The 21,131-nt window shown below is 53.1% G+C and carries 16 protein-coding genes and 1 pseudogene; 9 read left to right on the forward strand and 8 right to left on the reverse strand.

Annotation, left to right across the window (positions count from 1 at the left end; genetic code table 11):
- Together lsrB and lsrG are read left to right on the forward strand one after the other, a co-directional pair.
- Positions 1 to 1,008: an autoinducer 2 ABC transporter substrate-binding protein LsrB gene (lsrB, locus tag WFP70_RS10785; protein ID WP_337023293.1), complete on the forward strand. Its 1,008-nt coding sequence runs from the start codon at positions 1 to 3 to the stop codon at positions 1,006 to 1,008.
- 10 nt (positions 1,009 to 1,018) lie between these two features.
- A complete protein-coding gene (gene lsrG / locus WFP70_RS10790) occupies positions 1,019 to 1,312 on the forward strand; it encodes a (4S)-4-hydroxy-5-phosphonooxypentane-2,3-dione isomerase (RefSeq protein WP_337023292.1) in 294 nt (97 codons plus the stop codon).
- Positions 1,313 to 1,597: 285 nt separating this feature from the next.
- On the opposite strand, the gene ubiG is transcribed toward lsrG, so the two are convergent.
- On the reverse strand, positions 1,598 to 2,323 hold the full coding sequence (gene ubiG, locus WFP70_RS10795) for a bifunctional 2-polyprenyl-6-hydroxyphenol methylase/3-demethylubiquinol 3-O-methyltransferase UbiG (RefSeq protein ID WP_337023291.1): 726 nt from the start codon (positions 2,321 to 2,323) through the stop codon (positions 1,598 to 1,600).
- A 177-nt stretch (positions 2,324 to 2,500) separates the two neighbouring features.
- Here ubiG and gyrA point away from each other — a divergent pair, with 177 nt between their 5' ends.
- Entirely contained in the window at positions 2,501 to 5,140 is a 2,640-nt protein-coding gene (gene gyrA, locus WFP70_RS10800; protein ID WP_034825018.1) for a DNA topoisomerase (ATP-hydrolyzing) subunit A, read from the forward strand.
- A 165-nt stretch (positions 5,141 to 5,305) separates the two neighbouring features.
- A complete protein-coding gene (gene rcsC, locus WFP70_RS10805) occupies positions 5,306 to 8,158 on the forward strand; it encodes a two-component system sensor histidine kinase RcsC (RefSeq protein ID WP_337023290.1) in 2,853 nt (950 codons plus the stop codon).
- A gap of 40 nt (positions 8,159 to 8,198) precedes the next feature.
- On the opposite strand, the gene rcsB is transcribed toward rcsC, so the two are convergent.
- The 3 genes from rcsB to WFP70_RS10820 are packed head-to-tail and all read right to left on the reverse strand — an operon-like array spanning position 8,199 to position 12,686.
- Positions 8,199 to 8,849, reverse strand: coding sequence for a response regulator transcription factor RcsB (gene rcsB / locus WFP70_RS10810; protein WP_034825012.1), 651 nt, complete (start codon positions 8,847 to 8,849; stop codon positions 8,199 to 8,201).
- 1 nt (position 8,850) lies between these two features.
- On the reverse strand, positions 8,851 to 11,508 hold the full coding sequence (gene rcsD, locus WFP70_RS10815) for a phosphotransferase RcsD (protein ID WP_337023372.1): 2,658 nt from the start codon (positions 11,506 to 11,508) through the stop codon (positions 8,851 to 8,853).
- A 23-nt stretch (positions 11,509 to 11,531) separates the two neighbouring features.
- Positions 11,532 to 12,686, reverse strand: a complete 1,155-nt coding sequence (locus WFP70_RS10820) for an MFS transporter (protein ID WP_034825009.1) — start codon at positions 12,684 to 12,686, stop codon at positions 11,532 to 11,534.
- Positions 12,687 to 13,596: 910 nt separating this feature from the next.
- Between WFP70_RS10820 and ompC the strand changes: the two genes are divergently transcribed.
- Positions 13,597 to 14,697: a porin OmpC gene (ompC, locus tag WFP70_RS10825; protein WP_337023289.1), complete on the forward strand. Its 1,101-nt coding sequence runs from the start codon at positions 13,597 to 13,599 to the stop codon at positions 14,695 to 14,697.
- A 313-nt stretch (positions 14,698 to 15,010) separates the two neighbouring features.
- Here the strand turns inward: ompC and WFP70_RS10830 are convergent, their stop codons facing one another.
- A complete protein-coding gene (locus tag WFP70_RS10830) occupies positions 15,011 to 15,163 on the reverse strand; it encodes a hypothetical protein (protein WP_166934724.1) in 153 nt (50 codons plus the stop codon).
- Between the two features lie 400 nt (positions 15,164 to 15,563).
- Between WFP70_RS10830 and apbE the strand changes: the two genes are divergently transcribed.
- The 3 genes from apbE to WFP70_RS10850 all read left to right on the forward strand — a co-directional run bounded on the left by apbE (position 15,564) and on the right by WFP70_RS10850 (position 18,996).
- On the forward strand, positions 15,564 to 16,601 hold the full coding sequence (gene apbE / locus WFP70_RS10840) for an FAD:protein FMN transferase ApbE (RefSeq protein ID WP_337023288.1): 1,038 nt from the start codon (positions 15,564 to 15,566) through the stop codon (positions 16,599 to 16,601).
- A 15-nt stretch (positions 16,602 to 16,616) separates the two neighbouring features.
- Positions 16,617 to 17,258 (forward strand): DNA oxidative demethylase AlkB, encoded by a 642-nt coding sequence (alkB, locus tag WFP70_RS10845; protein ID WP_337023287.1) that lies wholly within the window; start codon positions 16,617 to 16,619, stop codon positions 17,256 to 17,258.
- A gap of 85 nt (positions 17,259 to 17,343) precedes the next feature.
- On the forward strand, positions 17,344 to 18,996 hold the full coding sequence (locus WFP70_RS10850; RefSeq protein WP_337023286.1) for a multidrug ABC transporter permease/ATP-binding protein: 1,653 nt from the start codon (positions 17,344 to 17,346) through the stop codon (positions 18,994 to 18,996).
- A 155-nt stretch (positions 18,997 to 19,151) separates the two neighbouring features.
- Here the strand turns inward: WFP70_RS10850 and WFP70_RS10855 are convergent, their stop codons facing one another.
- Together WFP70_RS10855 and WFP70_RS10860 are read right to left on the reverse strand one after the other, a co-directional pair.
- Complete coding sequence (locus tag WFP70_RS10855) at positions 19,152 to 19,877, reverse strand: 4'-phosphopantetheinyl transferase family protein (protein WP_337023285.1); 726 nt, start codon at positions 19,875 to 19,877, stop codon at positions 19,152 to 19,154.
- An 80-nt stretch (positions 19,878 to 19,957) separates the two neighbouring features.
- Positions 19,958 to 20,161 carry a hypothetical protein gene (locus WFP70_RS10860; protein ID WP_034824993.1) on the reverse strand — a complete coding sequence of 68 codons (204 nt, stop codon included), beginning with the start codon at positions 20,159 to 20,161 and terminating at the stop codon, positions 19,958 to 19,960.
- A 210-nt stretch (positions 20,162 to 20,371) separates the two neighbouring features.
- On the opposite strand from WFP70_RS10860, the gene WFP70_RS10865 reads away from it, so the two are divergent.
- On the forward strand, positions 20,372 to 20,923 hold the full coding sequence (locus WFP70_RS10865; RefSeq protein ID WP_337023284.1) for a GNAT family N-acetyltransferase: 552 nt from the start codon (positions 20,372 to 20,374) through the stop codon (positions 20,921 to 20,923).
- Between the two features lie 48 nt (positions 20,924 to 20,971).
- Here the strand turns inward: WFP70_RS10865 and WFP70_RS10870 are convergent.
- A pseudogene (locus tag WFP70_RS10870) lies at positions 20,972 to 21,131 on the reverse strand (IS4 family transposase); the annotation flags it as partial.

Genomic DNA, 21,131 nt, shown 5'->3' on the forward strand with positions numbered 1-21,131 from the left:
ATGAAACTGCAGAAATTATCGCTCGCGCTTTGTTGCCTGTTAGGAACATGTATGAGTATTCAAGCCGCCGAACGCATTGCCTTCATCCCTAAACTCGTGGGGGTAGGGTATTTCACCAGTGGTGGTAAAGGTGCGACTGATGCAGGAAAAACCTTGGGCGTCGATGTCACCTACGATGGTCCAACAGAACCCAGTGTTTCTGGACAGGTGCAGATGATCAATAACTTCGTTAACCAAGGTTATAACGCCATCGTTGTGGCTGCGGTATCGCCAGATGGACTCTGTCCGGCATTGAAACGTGCAATGCAACGTGGGGTAAAAGTCCTGACATGGGATTCTGATACCAAACCTGAATGCCGTTCAATCTACATTAATCAGGGCACACCGACGCAGTTGGGGGGCATGCTGGTGGATATGGCGTCGAGTCAGGTGACAAAAGATAAAGCCAAAGTCGCGTTCTTCTATTCAAGCCCCACGGTGACTGACCAAAATCAATGGGTCAAAGAGGCGAAGGCCAAAATCGCTAAAGACCACCCCAACTGGGAAATTGTTACGACACAATATGGCTATAACGATGCCACCAAATCATTGCAAACCGCAGAGGGTATCCTGAAGTCGTGGCCAGATTTGGACGTGATTATCGCACCTGATGCCAATGCACTGCCCGCCGCCGCGCAGGCAGCAGAAAATCTGGCACGCAAAGATGTCACCTTGGTTGGATTTAGCACCCCGAATGTGATGCGCCCCTATGTGAAGCGGGGCACGGTGAAGCAGTTTGGTCTGTGGGATGTGGTTAAGCAGGGCAAAATTTCCGTGGCAGTCGCCAACCAACTGTTGAAAGGGGAGCTGAGTCCCGGCGATACGCTTGATGTACCCGATGTGGGTAAAGTGACGGTCTCTGATAACAGCGTACAAGGCTACAATTACGAGGCAAAAGGGAATGGTATTGTGCTACTGCCTGAGCGCGTAGTGTTTACCAAAGACAACATTGACAACTATGACTTCTAGGAGCCGTGTGATGGAAGTAACACTGGTGGAGATCAACGTCAAACCCGACTGTATCGACGAATTTTTGCGGGTATTTAAGCTCAATCATTTAGGTGCACTGCAGGAGCCTGGTAACCTGCGTTTTGACGTTTTGCAGGACAGTAGTGAAGCGACACGCTTCTTTATTTATGAAGCTTATGCCGATGAAGCAGCGGTGTTGGCGCACAAGAAAACGCCGCACTATCTGGCCTGCGTCGAGGCGCTAGAGGCGCTGATGAGCGAACCGAGAAAGAAAACCGCGTTTAAGGGGATTTTTCCCGAGTAAGGGCGTTGATCATTTCGTCTTAACACTTACTGGCGTGACGTGTTGGCTCTTGAATAAGCAATTGCCAACAGATGCACCACTGCCACAGAGACGATCCAAAGCCATCATCAACGTTTAGGGCCAGTAAAGCCCCGCCCGAAGAGCAAAGCGTCCGCCGCAGGGATGCGGCGGCCGATCTGCATGGATGCGTGTTTCCTTTGCGATCGGGCGGGGCTTTACTGGCCGACGCACGGTCCCCACAGCAACCAGCAACCAGCAACCACGCACCGTCCCCACAGCAACCACTCAATCCTGACGATGTGTATGCACCATATAGTTCACATCCACACCACGTCCCAACCGGAACTGATTGGTCAGCGGATTATAATGCAGGCCGATCATGCCCATCTCACGCAATGGCGTCTCATCAACCCAATTCAGCAACTCCGCCGGACGGATAAACTTCTTCACGTCATGTGTACCGCGCGGCACCATGCGCATCACATATTCGGCACCAAACACCGCCAGCAACCACGCCTTGGGATTACGGTTAATGGTCGAGAAGAACACTTCGCCGCCCGGTTTAACCAACTGCGCACATGCCAGCACCACAGAACGCGGATCCGGTACGTGCTCCAGCATCTCCATGCAAGTCACCACGTCATAGGCGCCCGCATGGCTAATCGCATGGTTTTCCACTGTCTGCTGCACATAGTTCACGCTTACACCGCTCTCCAGCGCATGCAACCGTGCTACTTCCAGCGGCTCCGCACCCATATCCAACCCGGTCACGTTGGCTCCTTCACGCGCCATGCTCTCCGCTAAAATACCGCCGCCGCAGCCGACATCCAGCACCTTCTTACCAAACAAACCATTGCTGTGCTGGGCAATCCAGCCAAGACGCAGGGGATTGATGCGGTGTAACGGCTTAAACTCACCCTCTAAATCCCACCAGCGCGATGCGACCGCTTCAAACTTGGCAATCTCAGCATGGTCGACGTTTTGGCGGCTTTCCTGCGGTTGTTCACTCATTGAATCACGACTCCTGACAAAATATTCCCTCAGTATAAACGCTTAACTCTTGCTAGCGCATCTCTCACCTGCAAGGAAAAGCGGCATTAAACCCTGCTTTACGTTCACCGAGGGCAACCACTGTGATATACTTTCGCACCATTAAAAACCGGCATTATGTAGAGGGATAGCGGCTCCATGAGCGACCTTGCGAGAGAAATTACACCGGTCAATATCGAAGAAGAGTTAAAAAACTCCTACCTCGATTACGCCATGTCGGTCATCGTTGGCCGAGCTTTACCCGATGTGCGTGATGGCTTGAAGCCGGTGCACCGCCGTGTGCTTTTTGCCATGAGCGAACTGGGTAACGACTGGAACAAAGCTTATAAGAAATCGGCCCGTGTGGTCGGTGACGTGATCGGTAAATATCACCCACACGGTGATTCCGCGGTATACGAAAGTATCGTTCGTATGGCCCAGCCGTTCTCCCTGCGCTACATGCTGGTAGATGGTCAGGGTAACTTCGGTTCCGTTGATGGCGACTCCGCCGCAGCGATGCGTTATACCGAAGTGCGTATGGCGAAGATCTCTTCTGAACTGCTGGCGGACCTCGAAAAAGAGACCGTCGATTTTGTGCCGAACTACGATGGCACCGAGCAGATTCCTGAAGTGCTGCCGACCAAAATTCCTAACCTGCTGGTGAACGGCTCGTCCGGTATCGCCGTAGGTATGGCGACCAACATTCCACCGCATAACCTGACGGAAGTGATCAACGGCTGCCTCGCCTTTATCGAAGACGAAGACATCACTGTTGAAGGCCTGATGGAACACATCACCGGCCCTGACTTCCCAACTGCGGCATTTATCAACGGTCGTCGCGGTATCGAAGAAGCCTATCGCACCGGTCGCGGTAAGATTTATATCCGCGCACGCGGTGAGATTGAAACCGACGCAAAAACCGGCCGCGAAACCATCATCGTCAATGAAATCCCGTATCAGGTAAACAAAGCGCGCCTGATCGAGAAAATTGCCGAGCTGGTGAAAGAGAAGCGTGTGGAAGGCATTAGCGGCCTGCGTGATGAATCCGATAAAGACGGTATGCGTATCGTTATCGAGATCAAACGCGATGCGGTCGGTGAAGTGGTGCTCAACAACCTCTATTCCCTGACGCAACTGCAAGTCTCCTTCGGCATCAACATGGTGGCACTCCATCAGGGCCAGCCGAAGATCATGACGCTGAAAGGCATCATTGAAGCCTTCGTGCGCCACCGCCGTGAAGTGGTGACGCGCCGTACCATTTTCGAACTGCGCAAAGCGCGTGACCGTGCACACATCCTTGAAGGTCTGGCCATTGCGCTGGCCAACATCGATCCGATTATCGAACTGATTCGTCGCGCACCAACGCCAGCTGAAGCGAAAGCGGGCCTGTTGGCACAGCCATGGGATCTGGGCAACGTAGCCACCATGCTGGAGCGTGCGGGCGATGACGCAGCACGTCCAGAGTGGCTGGAAGCGCAGTTCGGTATTCGTGACGGTCAGTACTACCTGACTGAACAGCAAGCTCAGGCAATTCTAGATCTGCGTCTGCAGAAACTGACCGGCCTTGAGCACGAAAAGCTGCTCGACGAATACAAAGAGCTGCTGGACCAGATCGCAGAACTGATCCACATCCTGCAGAGCGCCGAGCGTTTGATGGAAGTCATCCGCGAAGAGCTGGTGGCAATGCGCGACCAGTTTGGTGATGAACGTCGTACTGAGATTACCGCCAACAGCGCCGACATCAACATTGAAGATCTGATTAATCAGGAAGATGTTGTGGTCACGCTGTCACATCAGGGTTATGTCAAATATCAGCCGCTGACTGACTATGAAGCGCAGCGTCGTGGTGGCAAAGGCAAATCCGCAGCACGTATTAAAGAAGAAGACTTTATTGATCGTCTGCTGGTGGCCAACACCCATGATACCATTCTGTGCTTCTCCAGCCGTGGCCGTCTCTACTGGATGAAAGTTTACCAGCTGCCAGAAGCGAGCCGTGGCGCGCGCGGTCGCCCAATTGTTAACCTGCTGCCGCTGGAAGCCAACGAACGTATCACCGCCATTCTGCCGGTGCGTGAATACACCGAAGGCTTCAATATCTTCATGGCGACCGCTGACGGTACCGTGAAGAAAACTGCCCTGCAGGAATTCAGCCGTCCACGTAGCGCCGGTATTATCGCCATCAACCTGCGTGAAGATGATGAATTGATCGGTGTTGCGCTGACCAACGGTAGCGATGAGGCCATGCTGTTCTCTGCTGCGGGTAAAGTGGTGCGCTTCTCTGAGACTGCGGTTCGCGCCATGGGCCGTTCGGCCTCTGGTGTTCGTGGTATCAAGCTGGCTGAAAGCGATAAAGTGGTTTCACTGATCGTGCCACGTGAAGAGGGTGCCATCCTCACTGTGACGCAAAATGGTTACGGTAAACGTACAGCGAATAGCGAATACCCAACCAAGTCGCGTGCAACCCAGGGTGTGATCTCGATTAAAGTCACCGAACGTAACGGACCGGTCATCGGTGCGGTGCAGGTGGTGGATGGCGATCAGATCATGATGATTACCGATGCCGGTACGCTGGTGCGTACACGCGTATCGGAAGTCAGCGTGGTCGGCCGTAACACCCAGGGCGTGATTCTGATTCGTACCGCGGAAGACGAAAACGTGGTGGGTCTGCAACGTGTTGCTGAGCCGGTGGAAGAAGAAGAACTCGACGCCATCGACGGCAGCGTCGCGGAAGGCGAAGACGATATCGCGCCGGAAGTGGACAACGACGACGACGCACCCGAAGCGGACGAAGAAGAGTAATCCGCAGCGGTGAACAACAGCGGCAGGTCAGGGCAACCGACCTGCCGTTTTTTATCTGAGTTTTACTCCCAAAGTCGCGCACCAACTGGCTTTTTCGGGCCGATAAAGCTAGTGTATGAGGGTTTTTCAACTTCCTGACAACCCCTTACCGCCAGTGAGTCTCTTTTGAAATATCTCGTCTCCTTTCGCACTACGCTTCGCATCTCGCGCTATCTGTTCCGTGCGCTGGCGCTGCTGCTTTGGACGTTGGGTGCGTTGCTGACTACCTTCTTCATCATCAACGTACTGCACGAAAAAGAGAACGCGGTTCGCCAGGAATTTGACACCAATTATGGCCAGGCGGAATGGTATGTACGCCACTCGGCCGACGTCATGCGTGAACTGAAATACATCACCGAAAACCGCTTAAGTAACAGTAGCAACGGTTTGGACGTGCTGAATGGCCTGCCTGCCGGTAAAAGTACCTTGCCACAGTTCACGCCGCTGTTTTCTGATGGTGATTGCACTTCAATGAGTAACACCTGGCGTAACTCGCTCGATTCGCTGGGTTACTTCATCAACTACTGGAAAAGTAACTTCACCTCCGCTTACGAACTCAACCGGGTGTTCTTTATTGGGGGTGAAAATCAGTGTCTGGCCGATTTCGCCATTGGTAACAACAATTCAGTCGATCGTGAACGGAGCCTAAAAGCCCTGCGCGAGCGGGTGCTGCACTATCGCAGCGGCAATGAAGAAGAGCGGCGCAATCCGATGTACTGGATTACGCCGAGCAGCCAGCCTGGTGTCGGTAATTTCTACATGGTGATGCCGGTGTATGTGGCCAACAAGCTACAGGCGTTGCTGGGCGTGGAACAAAATATCCGTCTTGATGAGTTTATTCAGCCGGGCGGCTTGCCGCTGGTTGCCACCATTACTGATGAGAACTACCGTCCGTTGCTGAGTTCGCGTCGCGGTGGCCCCGGCTACTCTTTTGACGATCTGCCGGATGACAGCACCTGGTTTGGTTATCTTGATAGCTATCGCCAGTTAGTCCTGAAGAAACCGCTGCCGCCGTCCAATCTTAACGTGGTGTGGTCACTCTCTACTGACGTGCTGGTGGATCAGCTCAAGCTGATGCTGATTAACGCGCTGTTGCTGAATATCTTCAGCGCATTGATCCTGTTCACGCTGGCATGGATATTCGAACGCCGTATGTTCCTGCCAGCGGAAGATAACGCACATCGGCTGGAAGAGCACGAGCAGTTCAACCGCAAAATTGTCGCTTCGGCGCCGGTCGGCATCTGTATTTTGCGCACCAGCGACGGCACCAATATTCTGAGTAACGAACTGGCTCACAACTATCTGACGCTGCTGACGCAGGAAGATCGTCAGCGCCTCAATGAGATCATCGGGGGCCAGCAGGTCAACTTTGTCGATGTGCTCACCGGTACCAATACCAACCTGCAAATCAGCTTTGTGCATTCACGCTATCGCAATGAAAACGTAGCGATTTGCGTGCTGGTGGACGTTTCAGCGCGTGTGCGCATGGAGCAGTCGTTGCAGGAGATGGCGCATGCGGCAGAGCAGGCCAGCCAGTCCAAATCCATGTTCCTTGCCACCGTCAGTCACGAACTGCGCACCCCGCTGTACGGCATCATCGGTAACCTCGACCTGCTGCAAACTAAGTCGTTGCCAAAAGGTGTGGAATCGCTGGTGACGGCGATGAACAACTCATCGAGCCTGCTGCTTAAAATCATCAGTGATATTCTCGACTTCTCGAAAATTGAGTCGGAGCAGCTGAAGATTGAGCCGCGCCCGTTCTCGCCGCGTGAGGTGGTCAATCACATCGCCAGCAACTATCTGTCGCTGGTGGTGCGTAAACGTCTAACGTTATATGTGATGATCGAAAATGATGTGCCGCTGACGATGGATGGCGATCCAATGCGTCTGCAGCAGGTCATTTCTAACCTGCTGAATAACGCGATCAAGTTCACCCATACCGGCTGCATTATTCTGCATGCTTATGTCAAAGATGGGTATTTAGCCTTCCGCGTGCGCGATACCGGCGTCGGTATTCCAGCGAAAGAAGTGACGCGTCTGTTCGATCCCTTCTTCCAGGTGGGCTCTGGCGTGCAGCGCAACTTCCAGGGCACCGGGCTGGGTCTGGCGATCTGTGAAAAGCTGATCAACATGATGGACGGTGATATTGAGGTCGACTCTGAGCCGGGCATGGGTAGCCAGTTTATCATCCGTATCCCCATTTACGCTGGACAACAGCCTGCGCCGCCGCTGCTGGATGGTTTGCAGGAAAAAGCCATCTGGCTGGATATGCGCAATGATTATCTCGCGGTCTTCCTGCTGCGTCTGTTACAGCAACAGGGTATTGCGATCGCGCATTATCAGGGTAATGCCGGTAGCGACGATGTGATTATTAGCGACCATCAGGATACGGTGTCACAGGCCGTGCGCGCGCAGATTCACATCTGCGGTCAGCACATCGACATGCCGCAGGAAACCGCGCCGGGTCAGTGGGTGCAGAGCAGTGCGATGCTGCACGATCTGCCTTCATTACTTGGCCGCATCTATCGCCTCAATATTGATAGCGAAACCAGCACGCCGTTGCAGTTGGCCGCACCGCAAGAGGCCAACCGTTACGATGACATTATGGTATTGATTGTTGATGATCACCCAATTAACCGTATGTTGCTCTCCGAGCAACTCGGCACACTGGGCTATCAAACCAAAACCGCACAGGATGGGGTCGATGCGCTGAACGTGCTAAGCCGTAATCATATTGATATTGTGCTGAGTGACGTCAATATGCCGAATATGGATGGTTATCGCCTGACGCAGCGCCTGCGTCAGTTGGGCCATGCCTTCCCGGTGATTGGGGTGACAGCCAATGCGTTGGCAGAAGAGAAGCAGCGCTGTATGGATGCCGGGATGGATAATTGCCTATCCAAGCCTGTTACGCTTGATGTGTTGAAATCGACGTTGGCAATCTATTCCGAGCGGGTAAGAAAAAGCAGGAAAGGGTAGTACAGAAGAACAGGCGCACCGAAGTGCGCCTTTTTACATCTTAATCTCTTTCAACCTGAGTCGCGCTCACGGAAGAGAGGTAATTCAGCAGGGCGATATCATTTTCCACCCCGAGCTTCATCATCGCCGATTTCTTCTGGCTACTGATGGTTTTGATACTGCGGTTCAGTTTTTTAGCGATTTCCGTTACCAGGAAACCTTCGGCAAACAGGCGCAGAACTTCACTCTCTTTCGGCGACAGACGTTTGTCTCCGTAACCGCCAGCACTGATTTTCTCCAGCAGTTTCGCCACGCTTTCAGGCGTATATTTTTTGCCTTTCTGCAGGGCTGCCAGCGCTTTTGGCAGATCGGTCGGTGCACCTTGCTTCAGTACAATCCCTTCGATATCCAGATCCAATACGGCGCTCAGGATCGCTGGGTTATTGTTCATGGTCAGAACGATAATTGAGAGATCCGGATAGTGACGTTTGATGTACTTAATCAGTGTGATGCCATCACCGTATTTCTCGCCTGGCATAGAGAGATCGGTAATCAGAACGTTAGCATCCAGTTTGGACAAGCTGTTAATCAGTGCTGTTGAGTCTTCAAACTCACCTACAACGTTGACCCATTCGATCTGTTCCAGAGACTTACGGATACCGAACAGAACAATCGGATGGTCATCGGCAATAATTACATTCAGGTTATTCATCTTATGGGTTACCTTGCTGCAGCAGTTGGTTGACGTATGCGTCAATTTCACTGGTGATATTTATAATGGTTAAATCTTCACATAGTTTTATGTGATTTTCTAACTCTTCACAAAGCTGTTTACCTGGAACCAGATTTAGCATGGCGAACACGCCTTTCAGGCGATGTGCAGTCTGAGCAAGCGAGGGATAATCCTTCTCCGCTGCCTCAGTATACAGTCTCTTCACATCAGGCGGTACTGTCTCGGTAAACAGCTGGAAATAGCCTCCGCTCAACAGCGGCGTGGCAGCCTCATCTTCACTACTTTCCTCCATCAAATCATGAGCCATTTGCTTTTCAATCAGTGCCAGCAGCGCGTCAAGCAGCGCATTGCTGAGATTGAAATTGACCCGGTATTGCTGATCGTTCAATGCGTGGTGACCCATTTCGTCACCGGCTAATAGCAGAGCCCAGCCATTGAGGCGGGCGGGATCGTCAGTGATCAGCACATCATGATCCTGACCGGATAAACGTTCGTCAGAGGTCAGGCAATTCGCTCCCCAGTTTTCTAACTGGCGGCAAACAATTTTGTGCACATCCTCGACGGCGATATCGACCAGTGCGGTCACGCCTTCCAGCAGCTTCTCTTCCTGCTCGCCTTGCAGTTCCAGCGCGAGGGGCAGCTGAATATTATAGCGTGTGCCGATATCGGGTTTGGCGATGATCTCCAGCTGGCCACCCATCTGCTTGCACAGCTGCTTGCAGAGGAAAAATGCCATGCCAGAGGCCTGACCGTAACGATCCTGGGTGGTTTCGCCCAGATACGGGAAATCAACATTGGCCAGCTCATCGACGCTCAGGCCGGAGCCGGTATCCACCAGTTGCAGCAGCACTGAGTTCGGTTTGTTCTCGCTGGCCTTAATCTCCAGCGTAATTTTGCCCCACTGCGTGGTGGTGAGCGCATAGTGCATCAGGGTGGTCAGGACTTTGCGCAGTGCACGACGATCGCCAAAGCGCATCTCGTCGTTGGCCAGATGGTTGTTGACCACCAGCGCCAACCCTTTACGGCGCATCAGCGGTAGGCTTTCCAGCGCAATGTCATCCAGCAACTCCTGCAAATTGAACACGCTGGCATCCGGCGACCAGTCGTGTGCTTCCAGGCGGTTCAGCAACACAATGTCATCGACCAAACGAGACAGGCCCTGACTTTCATCAAGCAAATCCAGCACGCTTTCGTCTTCATCACGCTGACTGAGTTTCACCAGTTGCACCACCATACTCTCTAGCGGACGGTTGAGGGCGTGACCGAGATTTTGCATCAGCTGCTGACGCATCTGATGATTACGATCCAACACCTGCTGTGCCTTCTGCAGTTTTTTATTCACCAGCAATTCACGGTCCTGATCGCGCATCATAAACAGCTGAGTATGCGGTGACAGCACGCTACGGGCGTGGCGGATCTCATACACCTCGTTGTTGATGGTGGCCTGCAGCACGCCCTGATGCTGATCGGACATATTGATGATTTTCTGCAGGTTCAGATGGGGCAACAGATGCTCGGCAATCTTGTTGCTCAACAGCGTGCGATTGGTAGCGAAGTCATACACCAGCAAACCCACCGGCAGGCTCGCAACAATCTCTTCATTCAGCATGCGCAGCGAATCCAATTCGGCGCTTTGGTTCTCGTTCGGGCGCAATGACTGCTGACGCAATAAAGTAATGCCGGCAATCGAGAGCAGTAACAGCACCAGATTGATCAACAGCGGCCACATCAGATTATGCAGGGTATCCAAAGCGAGGCTGGTGAGCGGCACGCGATATACTAACTGTAACGAAGTGCTGGGCAGTGACGCCGCAATGACGAGATTAGGATTCGCCAGTGAAACAGATGTCGTTTCGCTGGTGGCATCGTCGCTGCTGGTGCTGGAAGATTGCGTGGCATCCTGAATCAACTGGAAATTTTCCAGTGGCATGCTGTGCGGGATCAAATCGTTGATCGGCAGATCAAAAGCGACCACCGTGGCGAGGTGACCAGGCTGGTTGAAGGTGGTGCGCAGGGTAAAGTAGTGATCGTTCTGCCAGGCGAAATGACGCAGCGGTGAGAAGCTTTCACGTTCGTCCAGCGCATTGGCCTGTTGCAGCATCTCGGCACGGCGGCTGTCGACCAGCGTATTGATGGCGCTCTCTTTATAACGCGTTGCCATATCTTTTAATGGCAGCGTCGAGATCATGATCAGGCTGTTGTCCTGGCCATTGAGGAAATACATCGACCAGGTGGGATTCTCTGCGCCCCACAGCGTATCGAGGTAGTTGGACATGCGCATCGTCATATCCAGCGTGCTGCTGTCGTGGGAGCCAAAGATCAGCGCCTCCGTTTTACGGCGCGTCTTTTCCAGGTAGTAAACATCCGGGCGCAGGCGGGTTTCCAGAAGATTGGTGTTGGGTGCAGATCCGGCCGCACTGGTGGCGAGATTTTCATAAATCTGCCAGGTCGCGAAACGCGAAGCGTCGATGCGTTTTTGTACGGCACGCGCTAAATCGGTCATCGCGTAACGCTTCTCAGTAAGCCAGGCGTTAACACTGTTGTGCACCATAGCTCCCAGGGCCAGAAATAGCACCAGGTTGAACACCACGAAGAAGCGGGTGACGTTACCCGAGGTCAGCGGAAATTTGTAAGGCAGCATAGTGTCTCAGGATCCTGCGATTAGCGCGCCACCAGGCGAGCACTGGCGGCAACGGCCAGCAGCAGCAGGGCGATCAATAAAAATGCGCCACTCAAACTGAGCCACTGGGAAATAAATCCGATTAGAGCCGGACCTGAAAGAATACCTGCATAGCCTAATGTTGTCATGGCAGAAATCGCCAGATTCGACGGCATATCGTGTTGATTCCCGGCCGCATTAAACAGCATTGGCACGGTGTTGGCTAAGCCGAATCCCACCAGCAGGAAAGCCAGCAGTGCAACCTGTGGCCACGGCAGTAACACCGCCAGCGTCATACCCGCTGCAGCGGCTAACGCACCCGTGACCATGACGGGATAGCGACCAAAACGTTGAATGACTTTATCACCGGTGAGACGGCCAATTGTCATCGCCACGGAGAAGATGGCATAGCCCAATCCCGCATGTGCTACGTCCATCTCTGTGTTTTGCAGTAACAGCAGTGCGCTCCAGTCAAGCACCGCGCCTTCTGCCAAAAACAGAATGAAGCACAGTAACCCCAGGAAAGCGACCCAACCGCGTGGGATCACCAGCCAGGGTTGATCGGGCTGATGCAACCGTTCAGTCATTAACGTTGGCAGGCTGATCACCAGCAGCACCACGATTAACACCATCACCACCGCGACAGCATGCAGGGGCGAGAGACCACTGGCCAGCAACAAACTGACGCTACCGGCACCAATAATCCCACCCAGGCTGAAGAAACCATGGAAACCCGACATCATCGGCTTGCGTGCCGCTTTCTCCACTTCAACGGCCTGCACATTCATGGCGACATCCAGCATGCCTAACCCGGCACCGAAGATCATCAGTGCCGCAGCCATCAACCACATCACATTTAGCAGAGTGAGCAGTGGCAGGATCGCCAGCACCACTAACGTGGAACATAACATCACCCGACGGCCGCCCACGCGGGCAATCAGCGCACCGGTAATCGGCATCGCTGCTAGCGATCCCACACCGAGACACAGCAGCAGCCCACCTAACGATGCGCCGCTCAGTGCCAGACGCTGGCTGGCAAAGGGCACCAGTGGCGCCCATGCCGACATGCAAAGTCCGGCGATCAGAAAGACGATGCGTGTACCCATGTTGACACGCTGATGCAAATGATTGTGCTGTGCGGCGTCCAGTGCTGTCATAAAAGTCTTTTTCAATAGCCGTCAAAGCGACGAAGTTTAGCATTAAAGCTGACGTCTCACCGCAGTTCAGAACCGATGAGTTCAGAAAAGATGAGCGCCAGAAACAGGCATATTACCGAGTTTTGACGTGGCGTGACGCTTTTCCAGAACTTTCCTGGCACCTTCACGGCCTTCCTGCCGCGATCAATCGGTCGCAAATTGAAATTTCATGATGGAAAAGGATGAATATAAAATCATCATCGGTAATAAATCAGCGCTGCACTTTGCCTTAACCAATTGAATAAGAGAAGACTCATGTAGGCTAATAGGAGAGAGTCTGGGCCAGTGCATATTCCAGTATTCTTCATTACGCACAGAAATTAACATTGCAGAATGATGGCTATCGATTGAACAAAAAGTGCGAAAAATAGCTAATAATGCGCCCGAGAGATTGAGTTAATTTAACCCAATCAACTAACTTTACTTAAAATTACGCGGGGATGAGTGATTTTGGCAAAAAAAATGCCGGACAAAAATGTCCGGCGGGAATTAGGGTAAAACAACTCATTCGGGGTGAATGAAGGGAATAATGAAATAAATGATGATAGCGGGAGTAATTGTATGCGCTGAAGTGAATTTAGTTTTATCATTCAGTGCGGCAGGGCGTGTCAATTTAAGTTGTTGTTATTAAATGTATAAATAATCGATTACCAATATGTGCTGTATTCTTTGTTGATCCGTGCTGATTATTAGTTCCACGATATTTACATTTGGAAATAACTATTAAATACAATGAAACACTTTTGGAAATTTAGTATCATTTTCGTGATAGATTATTGCCCCGTATAAAATAACAATGGCTTGCCGGCTGAATTTTTAATCGTTCAGTTTGCAGTGGCATAAATAAAGGCACATTAAAGAGGGTAATAAAATGAAACGTCGCGTTCTCTCCCTGATGATCCCTGCATTGCTGGTTGCAGGTTCAGCAAGCGCAGCTGAAATTTACAACAAAGATGGCAACAAATTAGACCTCTACGGTAAAGTCGATGGTCTGCACTATTTCTCCGACAACTCAGGTTCAGACGGTGATCAGTCTTACCTGCGTTTCGGCTTCAAAGGTGAAACTCAGGTTACAGACCAACTGACCGGTTACGGCCAGTGGGAATACCAGGCTGCCCTTAACACCTCTGAAAACGAAGGCACCGCCAACAGCTTTACGCGTGTCGGCTTTGCCGGTGTTAAATTCGGTGATGCCGGTTCATTCGACTACGGTCGTAACTATGGCGTGATCTATGATGTTTCGGGCTGGACTGACGTATTGCCAGAGTTCGGTGGCGATACCTACGGCGCGGACAACTACATGTTCCAGCGCGGTAACGGCATGGCGACTTACCGCAACACCAACTTCTTTGGCCTGGTGGATGGCTGGAACTTTGCAGTCCAGTATCAGGGCAAAAATGACAACCCAACTGAATCCTCTAGCGGTCGTGATGTGCTGGGTGAGAACGGTGATGGTTACGGCCTGAGCACCACTTATGACATCGGCTCCGGTTTCGGTATCGGTGCAGCGATGTTCCAGTCTGACCGTACTAACAACCAGAACACCGGCGCTATCCTGGGTCGTGGTGATAAAGCTTCTGCTTACACCGGTGGCCTGAAATATGACGCCAACAACGTGTATCTGGCCGCGATGTACACCCGTTCGTACAACGCGACGCGCTTTGGCTCAAGCGATGCGACCTCATACGGTTATGCGGATACGGCGGATAACTGGGAATTGGTGGCACAGTACCAGTTCGACTTCGGTCTGCGTCCATCTCTGGCGTTCGTTTCTTCTCGCGGCAACGTAGAGGGTTATGGCGATCAGAACCTGAAAAAATATGTTGATGTGGGTGCGACTTACTACTTCAACAAAAACATGTCGACCTATGTTGATTACCAGATCAACATGCTGGATGACAACAACTTCACCAATGCGGCCGGTATTAACACCGACGACATTGTGGCACTGGGTCTGGTTTACCAGTTCTAAGTTGCAGGCTCTGCAGGGCGCGCCACGGTGCGCCCTCGGCGGCCTTCGGGTCGCCGCTACTGCATCTGTTGCATTAACGCACTTAGTCATACCTCCACGATCTCCTTTGCCTGTTTCCTCCTCTGTATTCGCACAATGGCACCGTCGACCAGCAACATCATCTGTGCAGCCTTAAACTGCCTTTATGCTGGCAACTTCTCAGGGATTTTCTTTTTTAACGGCTGACCGATAGCGGCAGAAGAGTCTTTGTTTCACTGTAAGGCAGGAAGACGCCCGGATGACCATCCGGGCCTGGGCGAGCGGAGTGATGAGATTACGATACAGGGCGCCATTTTTTGGCTTTTGGCGCGGGCACTCCCGACGTATGGGGCGTGGGTGTGCTGCCTTCCATTGCGACGCCTGCCAGCGTAAACGCGGAGAAGCGCAACCAGTGTTGCCAGGTTTGTTGGGTTTTTGTCTTATCCATTTTGCACCTCGCTGATGTTCAACTCACTCTCAACGGTGCAGAATTCATGCCAGGTCACCGCTCTCAGCGCCACGCGGCCTCAATCTGATTTGCTACACTCCGGCAGCGCTGAAGCGGTGCATATCATTAATCCATGGTGCAAAAATTTAACGTTTGCGCGAGGGGTAATGCTGAATCAGGCGATGGCGATAGTGTTGCCAGCAGCGGAAAGTCCCGAAGATGAACAGAACGGCGGATACAGCGAGAATCATAAAAATCATCTGTCGCTCCTGTGCGGTTGGGGGGCTTGAACGCTCAATGCTGTGCAAGTCAGGTATGAACATCAAGCAGCTTTAGCCTGTTTTACAAGCGGTTTATGCTTTGAAACAGGATGAATTAATGAGTTACAGATGAGGAAGTGATGAGTATTAAGAATATTCTGCTAATTGGTGTTATGACCAGCGCGTTGTTCGGCTGCGACCAGCAGGCCTCCCGTAGCGCACTGGTGCTGGAAGGGAAAACCATGGGCACCCAGTGGCGCGTCAGCCTGGCGGGCGTCGATCCCCAACGGCAGGCCGCTTTGCAGCAGGCTATTCAGCAGCAGCTTGATCGTGATGATCATGAACTCTCCACCTGGAAGCAGGATTCAGTTTTGTCGCGCTTCAACCAGTATCAGGGTGATCAGCCGCAGCCGGTGAGCGCGGATATGGCGGATATCGTGGTTAAAGCCCTGCGCATCGGTCATAAAACCGAGGGTGCGATGGATATCACCGTCGGCCCGCTGGTCAATTTGTGGGGGTTCGGGCCCACGAAACAGCCTGCGCACACCCCGAGCCAGGCGCAGATTGACGCAGCGAAAGCGCAAACCGGCTTACAACATTTGCATGTGATCCAGAGCGTGGAGGGGCAGTGGTTGCAGAAAGATCTGCCCGCGCTGGATGTCGATCTTTCGACCATGGGGGAGGGATATGCCACCGATCATCTGGCACGATTGATGGAGCAGCAGGGCATTACCGACTATCTGGTGTCGGTGGGGGGCGCAGTACTAACCCGTGGGCAGAATGCAAGCAATCAACCCTGGCGTGTGGCGATCCAGAAACCCACCGATCGTGAAAACGCCGTCGAAGCGCGCGTTGACTTACAGGGGCACGGAATCAGCACCTCAGGCAGCTATCGCAACTATTATGAACTGGACGGCAAACGCATTTCGCACGTGATCGATCCCGCGACCGGACGCCCCATCGAACATAAACTGGTGTCGGCCACCGTGATTGCGACTACCGCGCTAGAAGCCGATGGCTGGGATACCGGGTTGATGGTGCTGGGCAGCGAACGGGCACAAGCGTTGGCAATCAAGGAACATTTGGCGGTTTATCTGATCAGCAAGCAGGGTGACGGCTTTAGGCACTGGATGTCACCCCAGTTCAAATCCTTCCTGATCGATCAGGAAAGCAAATAACGGCAGGAGGCGCAGATGTTGGATCTGTTTAGTGAAGAAGCACCCTGGCAGGAACCGTTAGCGGAAGGCGCGGTGATTTTACGGCGCCGCGCGCGCGATGAAGCGGACGCATTGCTGGCGGCGATACAGGAGATTGCCGGGCAAAATCCCTTTGCTCACCGCATCACGCCGGGCGGGCATCGCATGTCGGTGGCAATGACCAACTGTGGCGACTTAGGCTGGTCAACGGATTCGCGCGGCTACCAATACACGGAGCAGGATAATGCCAGTGGGCACAAATGGCCGCCGATGCCTGGGCTGTTTCGCACGCTGGCGCAACAAACTGCGCAGGAAGCGGGATTCCCCGGCTTTAACCCGGATGCCTGCTTAATCAACCGCTACGAACCCGGTGCCAAACTCACGCTGCATCAGGATAAAGACGAGAAGGATCTGCGTCAGCCGATTGTTTCGGTGTCATTAGGCCTGCCAGCGGTGTTCCAGTTTGGTGGTTTTGAGCGCGGTGATGCCACGCAGCGGGTGCTGCTGGAGCACGGTGATATCGTGGTGTGGGGCGGCCCCTCACGCCTGCGTTATCACGGCATTCTGCCGCTCAAACCCGGTATTCACCCGGCAGCGGGCGCCTTTCGCTTTAATCTCACTTTCCGCCGCGCCCACTAACGGCGCGGTGAATGAGAATTAATCTTGCTATCATCCGGAGCGCCATTAAACTGCAGGCTGCTTGGTTGACCTCCGGAATCTGTTAATGGCATTGCTGCATGTGGTTTATCGCCAGTATCGCTGGCCTTTTATTGGCGTCATTCTGCTTACGCTGTTAAGCGCCGCGCTCGGCATCGGCTTAATCGCCTATATCAATAACGAGCTGATCGTCGCGGTGAATACCTCGATTTCTGTGCTGCCGAGTTTTCTGGGGCAGCTGTTTCTGCTGATGGCGGTGACGCTGGGATCGCAACTGGCGTTGACTCAGCTTGGTCATCACTTTGTCTGGCGCCTGCGCGGCGAATTCATCAAACGTATCCTCGATACACGCGTCGAACGCATTGAGCAGATAGGTAACGCGCAACTGCTGGCGGGACTCACCAGTGATGTGCGTGCCATCACCATCGCCTTTGTCCGCCTGCCGGAACTGATTCAGGGCATCATTATTACCCTGGGTTCCGCGCTCTATCTGGCGTGGCTGTCACCTAAAATGCTGCTGATCACCTCGCTGTGGTTAGTGATCACGCTGGTCGGCGGCTGGCTGCTGGTGTCACGCGTTTATCAACACATGGCGAAGCTGCGTGAAATCGAAGACGATCTCTATCGTGATTTCCAGACCATTATTGAAGGACGCAAAGAGCTACAGCTCAACCGCGAGCGCGCTCAACTGATTTACGACAACGTCTATCAGGAAAACGCCACAAGCTATCGTCATCATATCGTTCGTGCCGATACCTTCCATCTCAGCGCGGTTAACTGGTCAAATATCATGATGCTGGGCGCGATTGGCATTGTGTTCTTTATGGCTAACGGTCTGGGTTGGGCGAACACGGCGGTGGCCGCCACCTATTCACTGACGCTGCTGTTCCTGCGCACGCCGTTACTGGCGGCGGTGGGTGCCTTGCCGACCTTGCTCAGTGCGCAGGTCGCCTTCCGCAAAATCAATACCTTCGATCTCGCACCTTATGATGCACAGTTCAAAGCACTGCTGCAGGTGAGTGACTGGCAAACGCTGGAACTGCGTGATGTCTGCTTCCATTATGGTGAGCACGGTTTCCAGGTTGGCCCGATTAATCTGACGCTGCGTCGCGGCGAGTTAGTGTTCCTGATTGGGGGTAACGGCAGTGGCAAGTCAACGCTGGCGATGTTGCTGACCGGGCTTTATCAGCCTCAATCGGGCAGTTTGCTGCTGGATGGCAAAGTGGTTGACTGGCATAACCTCGATGCTTACCGCAAACACTTCTCAGCGGTGTTTACCGATGTGCATTTGTTTGATCGCCTGATCAGTCACGGCGGTCAGCCAGCGAATCCTGGGCTGGTGCAGCAGTGGCTGGAACGCCTGAAGATGCAGGATAAACTGAAGCTGCAAGGCAATAAGGTGCTGAATCTGCAGCTCTCTAAAGGGCAAAGCAAGCGACTGGCGTTGCTGCTGGCAGCGGCAGAGGAACGCGACATCTTGCTGCTGGACGAGTGGGCTGCCGATCAGGACCCGCATTTCCGCCGCATCTTCTACCGCGAACTGCTGCCCTGGCTGCAGGAGTCGGGCAAAACCGTGTTTGCTATTAGCCATGATGATCACTACTTCATTCACGCCGACCGCTTGCTGGAGATGCGCGAAGGCCAGCTGAGTGAACTCACCGGTAACGAACGTGAGATGGCCACGCTAGATGCGGTGAAGCGCACCGACACTGGCCATTAACATCTGTCGGGAAAGCTTAGCAAAAAGCCTTATTGGGCAAGGTGTTGCCAGGCGAGTAAGGTGAGTTTCAACAGAGATTCCTCGTCTCTGTCTCCCTGGAACACTTCTGTCGTCTTGTGTTGTCACCGGCTTAGATTGATTCTGAGCCGGTTTTTTTATGGGTTATTCAGGGGATGAGCGATCAGCGTGATAACGCGGTCGCCGCGTCGCCAGAAGTGCGCCTGCAGGCGAGTACCGGCGTTAAACTCGCGTGAAAAGTCCTGCGTCAACGTGAGCGTGGCGCGGCCTTGCGTCAAATCCCACTCCAGCAACTCCGCTTGCAGAAAATCCATCGGCTGATGCAACTGTGGCCACAACGCTTTATAGACACTCTCTTTCAGTGAAAAAAGCAAAGTGGCCGCCGCTGCAAACGGCAGTGCAGCGGCGGTTAACCGTTGACGCTCTGCACGGCTCATCAGCATCTCCGCCGTTTCCTCTGCGGTCTGTTCTGCCATCACTTGCTCGACATCAACGCCTATACACAGGGGCGCCTGCGTTGCCGCGATGACGGCCATTTGCTGCGAATGCGAGAGTGAGGCCTGAATCCCCACCGGCCATACAGGCGAGCGATCGGGCGCATTACGCAGGATAAAGTCAGGCATAGCGAAGCGCGCCAGCATCTGTTGTGCCAGCCAGCGACTGGCTAAATGCTCAGCTTTACGCTTGGTGACGGCACTGTGTAACGCCAGTGGTAGCGGGAGCTGCCAGTGTTGATGCAGATCGCTGTGCCATGCCTGCTGATTAAATTCACACCACGCAATAGGGAGCGGAGAACTTGTCATAGCCGCAGCGGTAATAAACGGAGAGGGGGGCAGTGCCAGGGGAATTTCAGAAGCAAACATTAAGCATCACGGCTGACGGTTAAAACGCTATTTTTACCCGTCAGCCGTGAAAAGAGCAAGCCAAAGCGGCTCACCCACGTTTAGTGATTAGGCGGAATTGACATGCCTTTGATCTGTACCACAAAGTGCTCGTTGCCTTTGGTTATACGCGCACCGCGGTCACACCACCGCGAAGCCAGGCGGAAAAAATCGTCGCTGCCGATATCGTAAGCCAGTTCAACTTTACTGATACCTGAATGCAGGAGTTCTTCCGCGTCCTGCAGGTTTTTAGCTTTGATGACCATAATAAGTGTCCATCGAAAAACAGGAAGGATAAGAGTAATTAAACTGTATGACAGTTTTGTTTCAATCAGATGAAATGCTGTCATATTTGACGAAAAATGTGATCCCGCTCCGCTTTGATTGCTTTCGGTAACTGACTGATTATTTCCGAGAAGATTTCCCACTCAGGCCGTTTTACGATAATACTGAATGGGTTAACCAAGGAGGTTGTTATGGAAATACCGCGTCTGGAAACGCCCCGTTTACTGCTGCAACCGCTGCGAAGCGAAGATGCGATTCAGGTACAGCAGGTTTTCCCGCGCTGGGAAATCGTGCGGCATCTGATCGGTTCTGTGCCCTGGCCTTATCCCGCTGATGGCGCCCGTCAATATATTGAGGGTATGGCGCTGCCTGCAATGAAAGCAGGGCAGGCGTGGCACTGGAGCCTTCGCCATCGATCTGATCCCAACAGTCTGATTGGTTTAATCTCACTACGTCTGGGGCCGGAAGATAACCGGGGATTCTGGTTGGTGCCTGAATGGCAGAAGCAGGGATTGATGAGTGAAGCCTGCGCAGCAGTCACCGAATTCTGGTTTATCCATCTCGACCAGACGCGTCTGCGTGTGCCTAAGGCGATGGATAATCTGGCTTCTCGTCGCATCTCGGAACGCACTGGCATGCGGTTAGTGGATACCTATCGCAAAACTTTTGTTGAGGGCGAGTTACCTGCGGGCACCTGGGAGCTGACGCGTGACGAGTGGCTGTCGCAGCGTGATAAAGGGTAGCGGCCTTCAGAAAGCAAAAAAGCAGCCTTAAGGGCTAATGCCAGTCAGTTAAGCCTGACTGGCATTTTTTCTTCTGGCTGTCGGATATTTATAGGGCCTCTCTTTCACCACCCTTGGGAACGAGCGCTCCCGTCGTCCCGGTAGTCTGACCATCTCTGCTATCGAACTTACGTCCTTTACCAGTTCCGGGATACGCCCAGGCGAAGCG

It is taken from the genome of Pantoea sp. USMM079 (assembly GCF_037153115.1).
Lineage (GTDB): Bacteria > Pseudomonadota > Gammaproteobacteria > Enterobacterales > Enterobacteriaceae > Pantoea > Pantoea communis.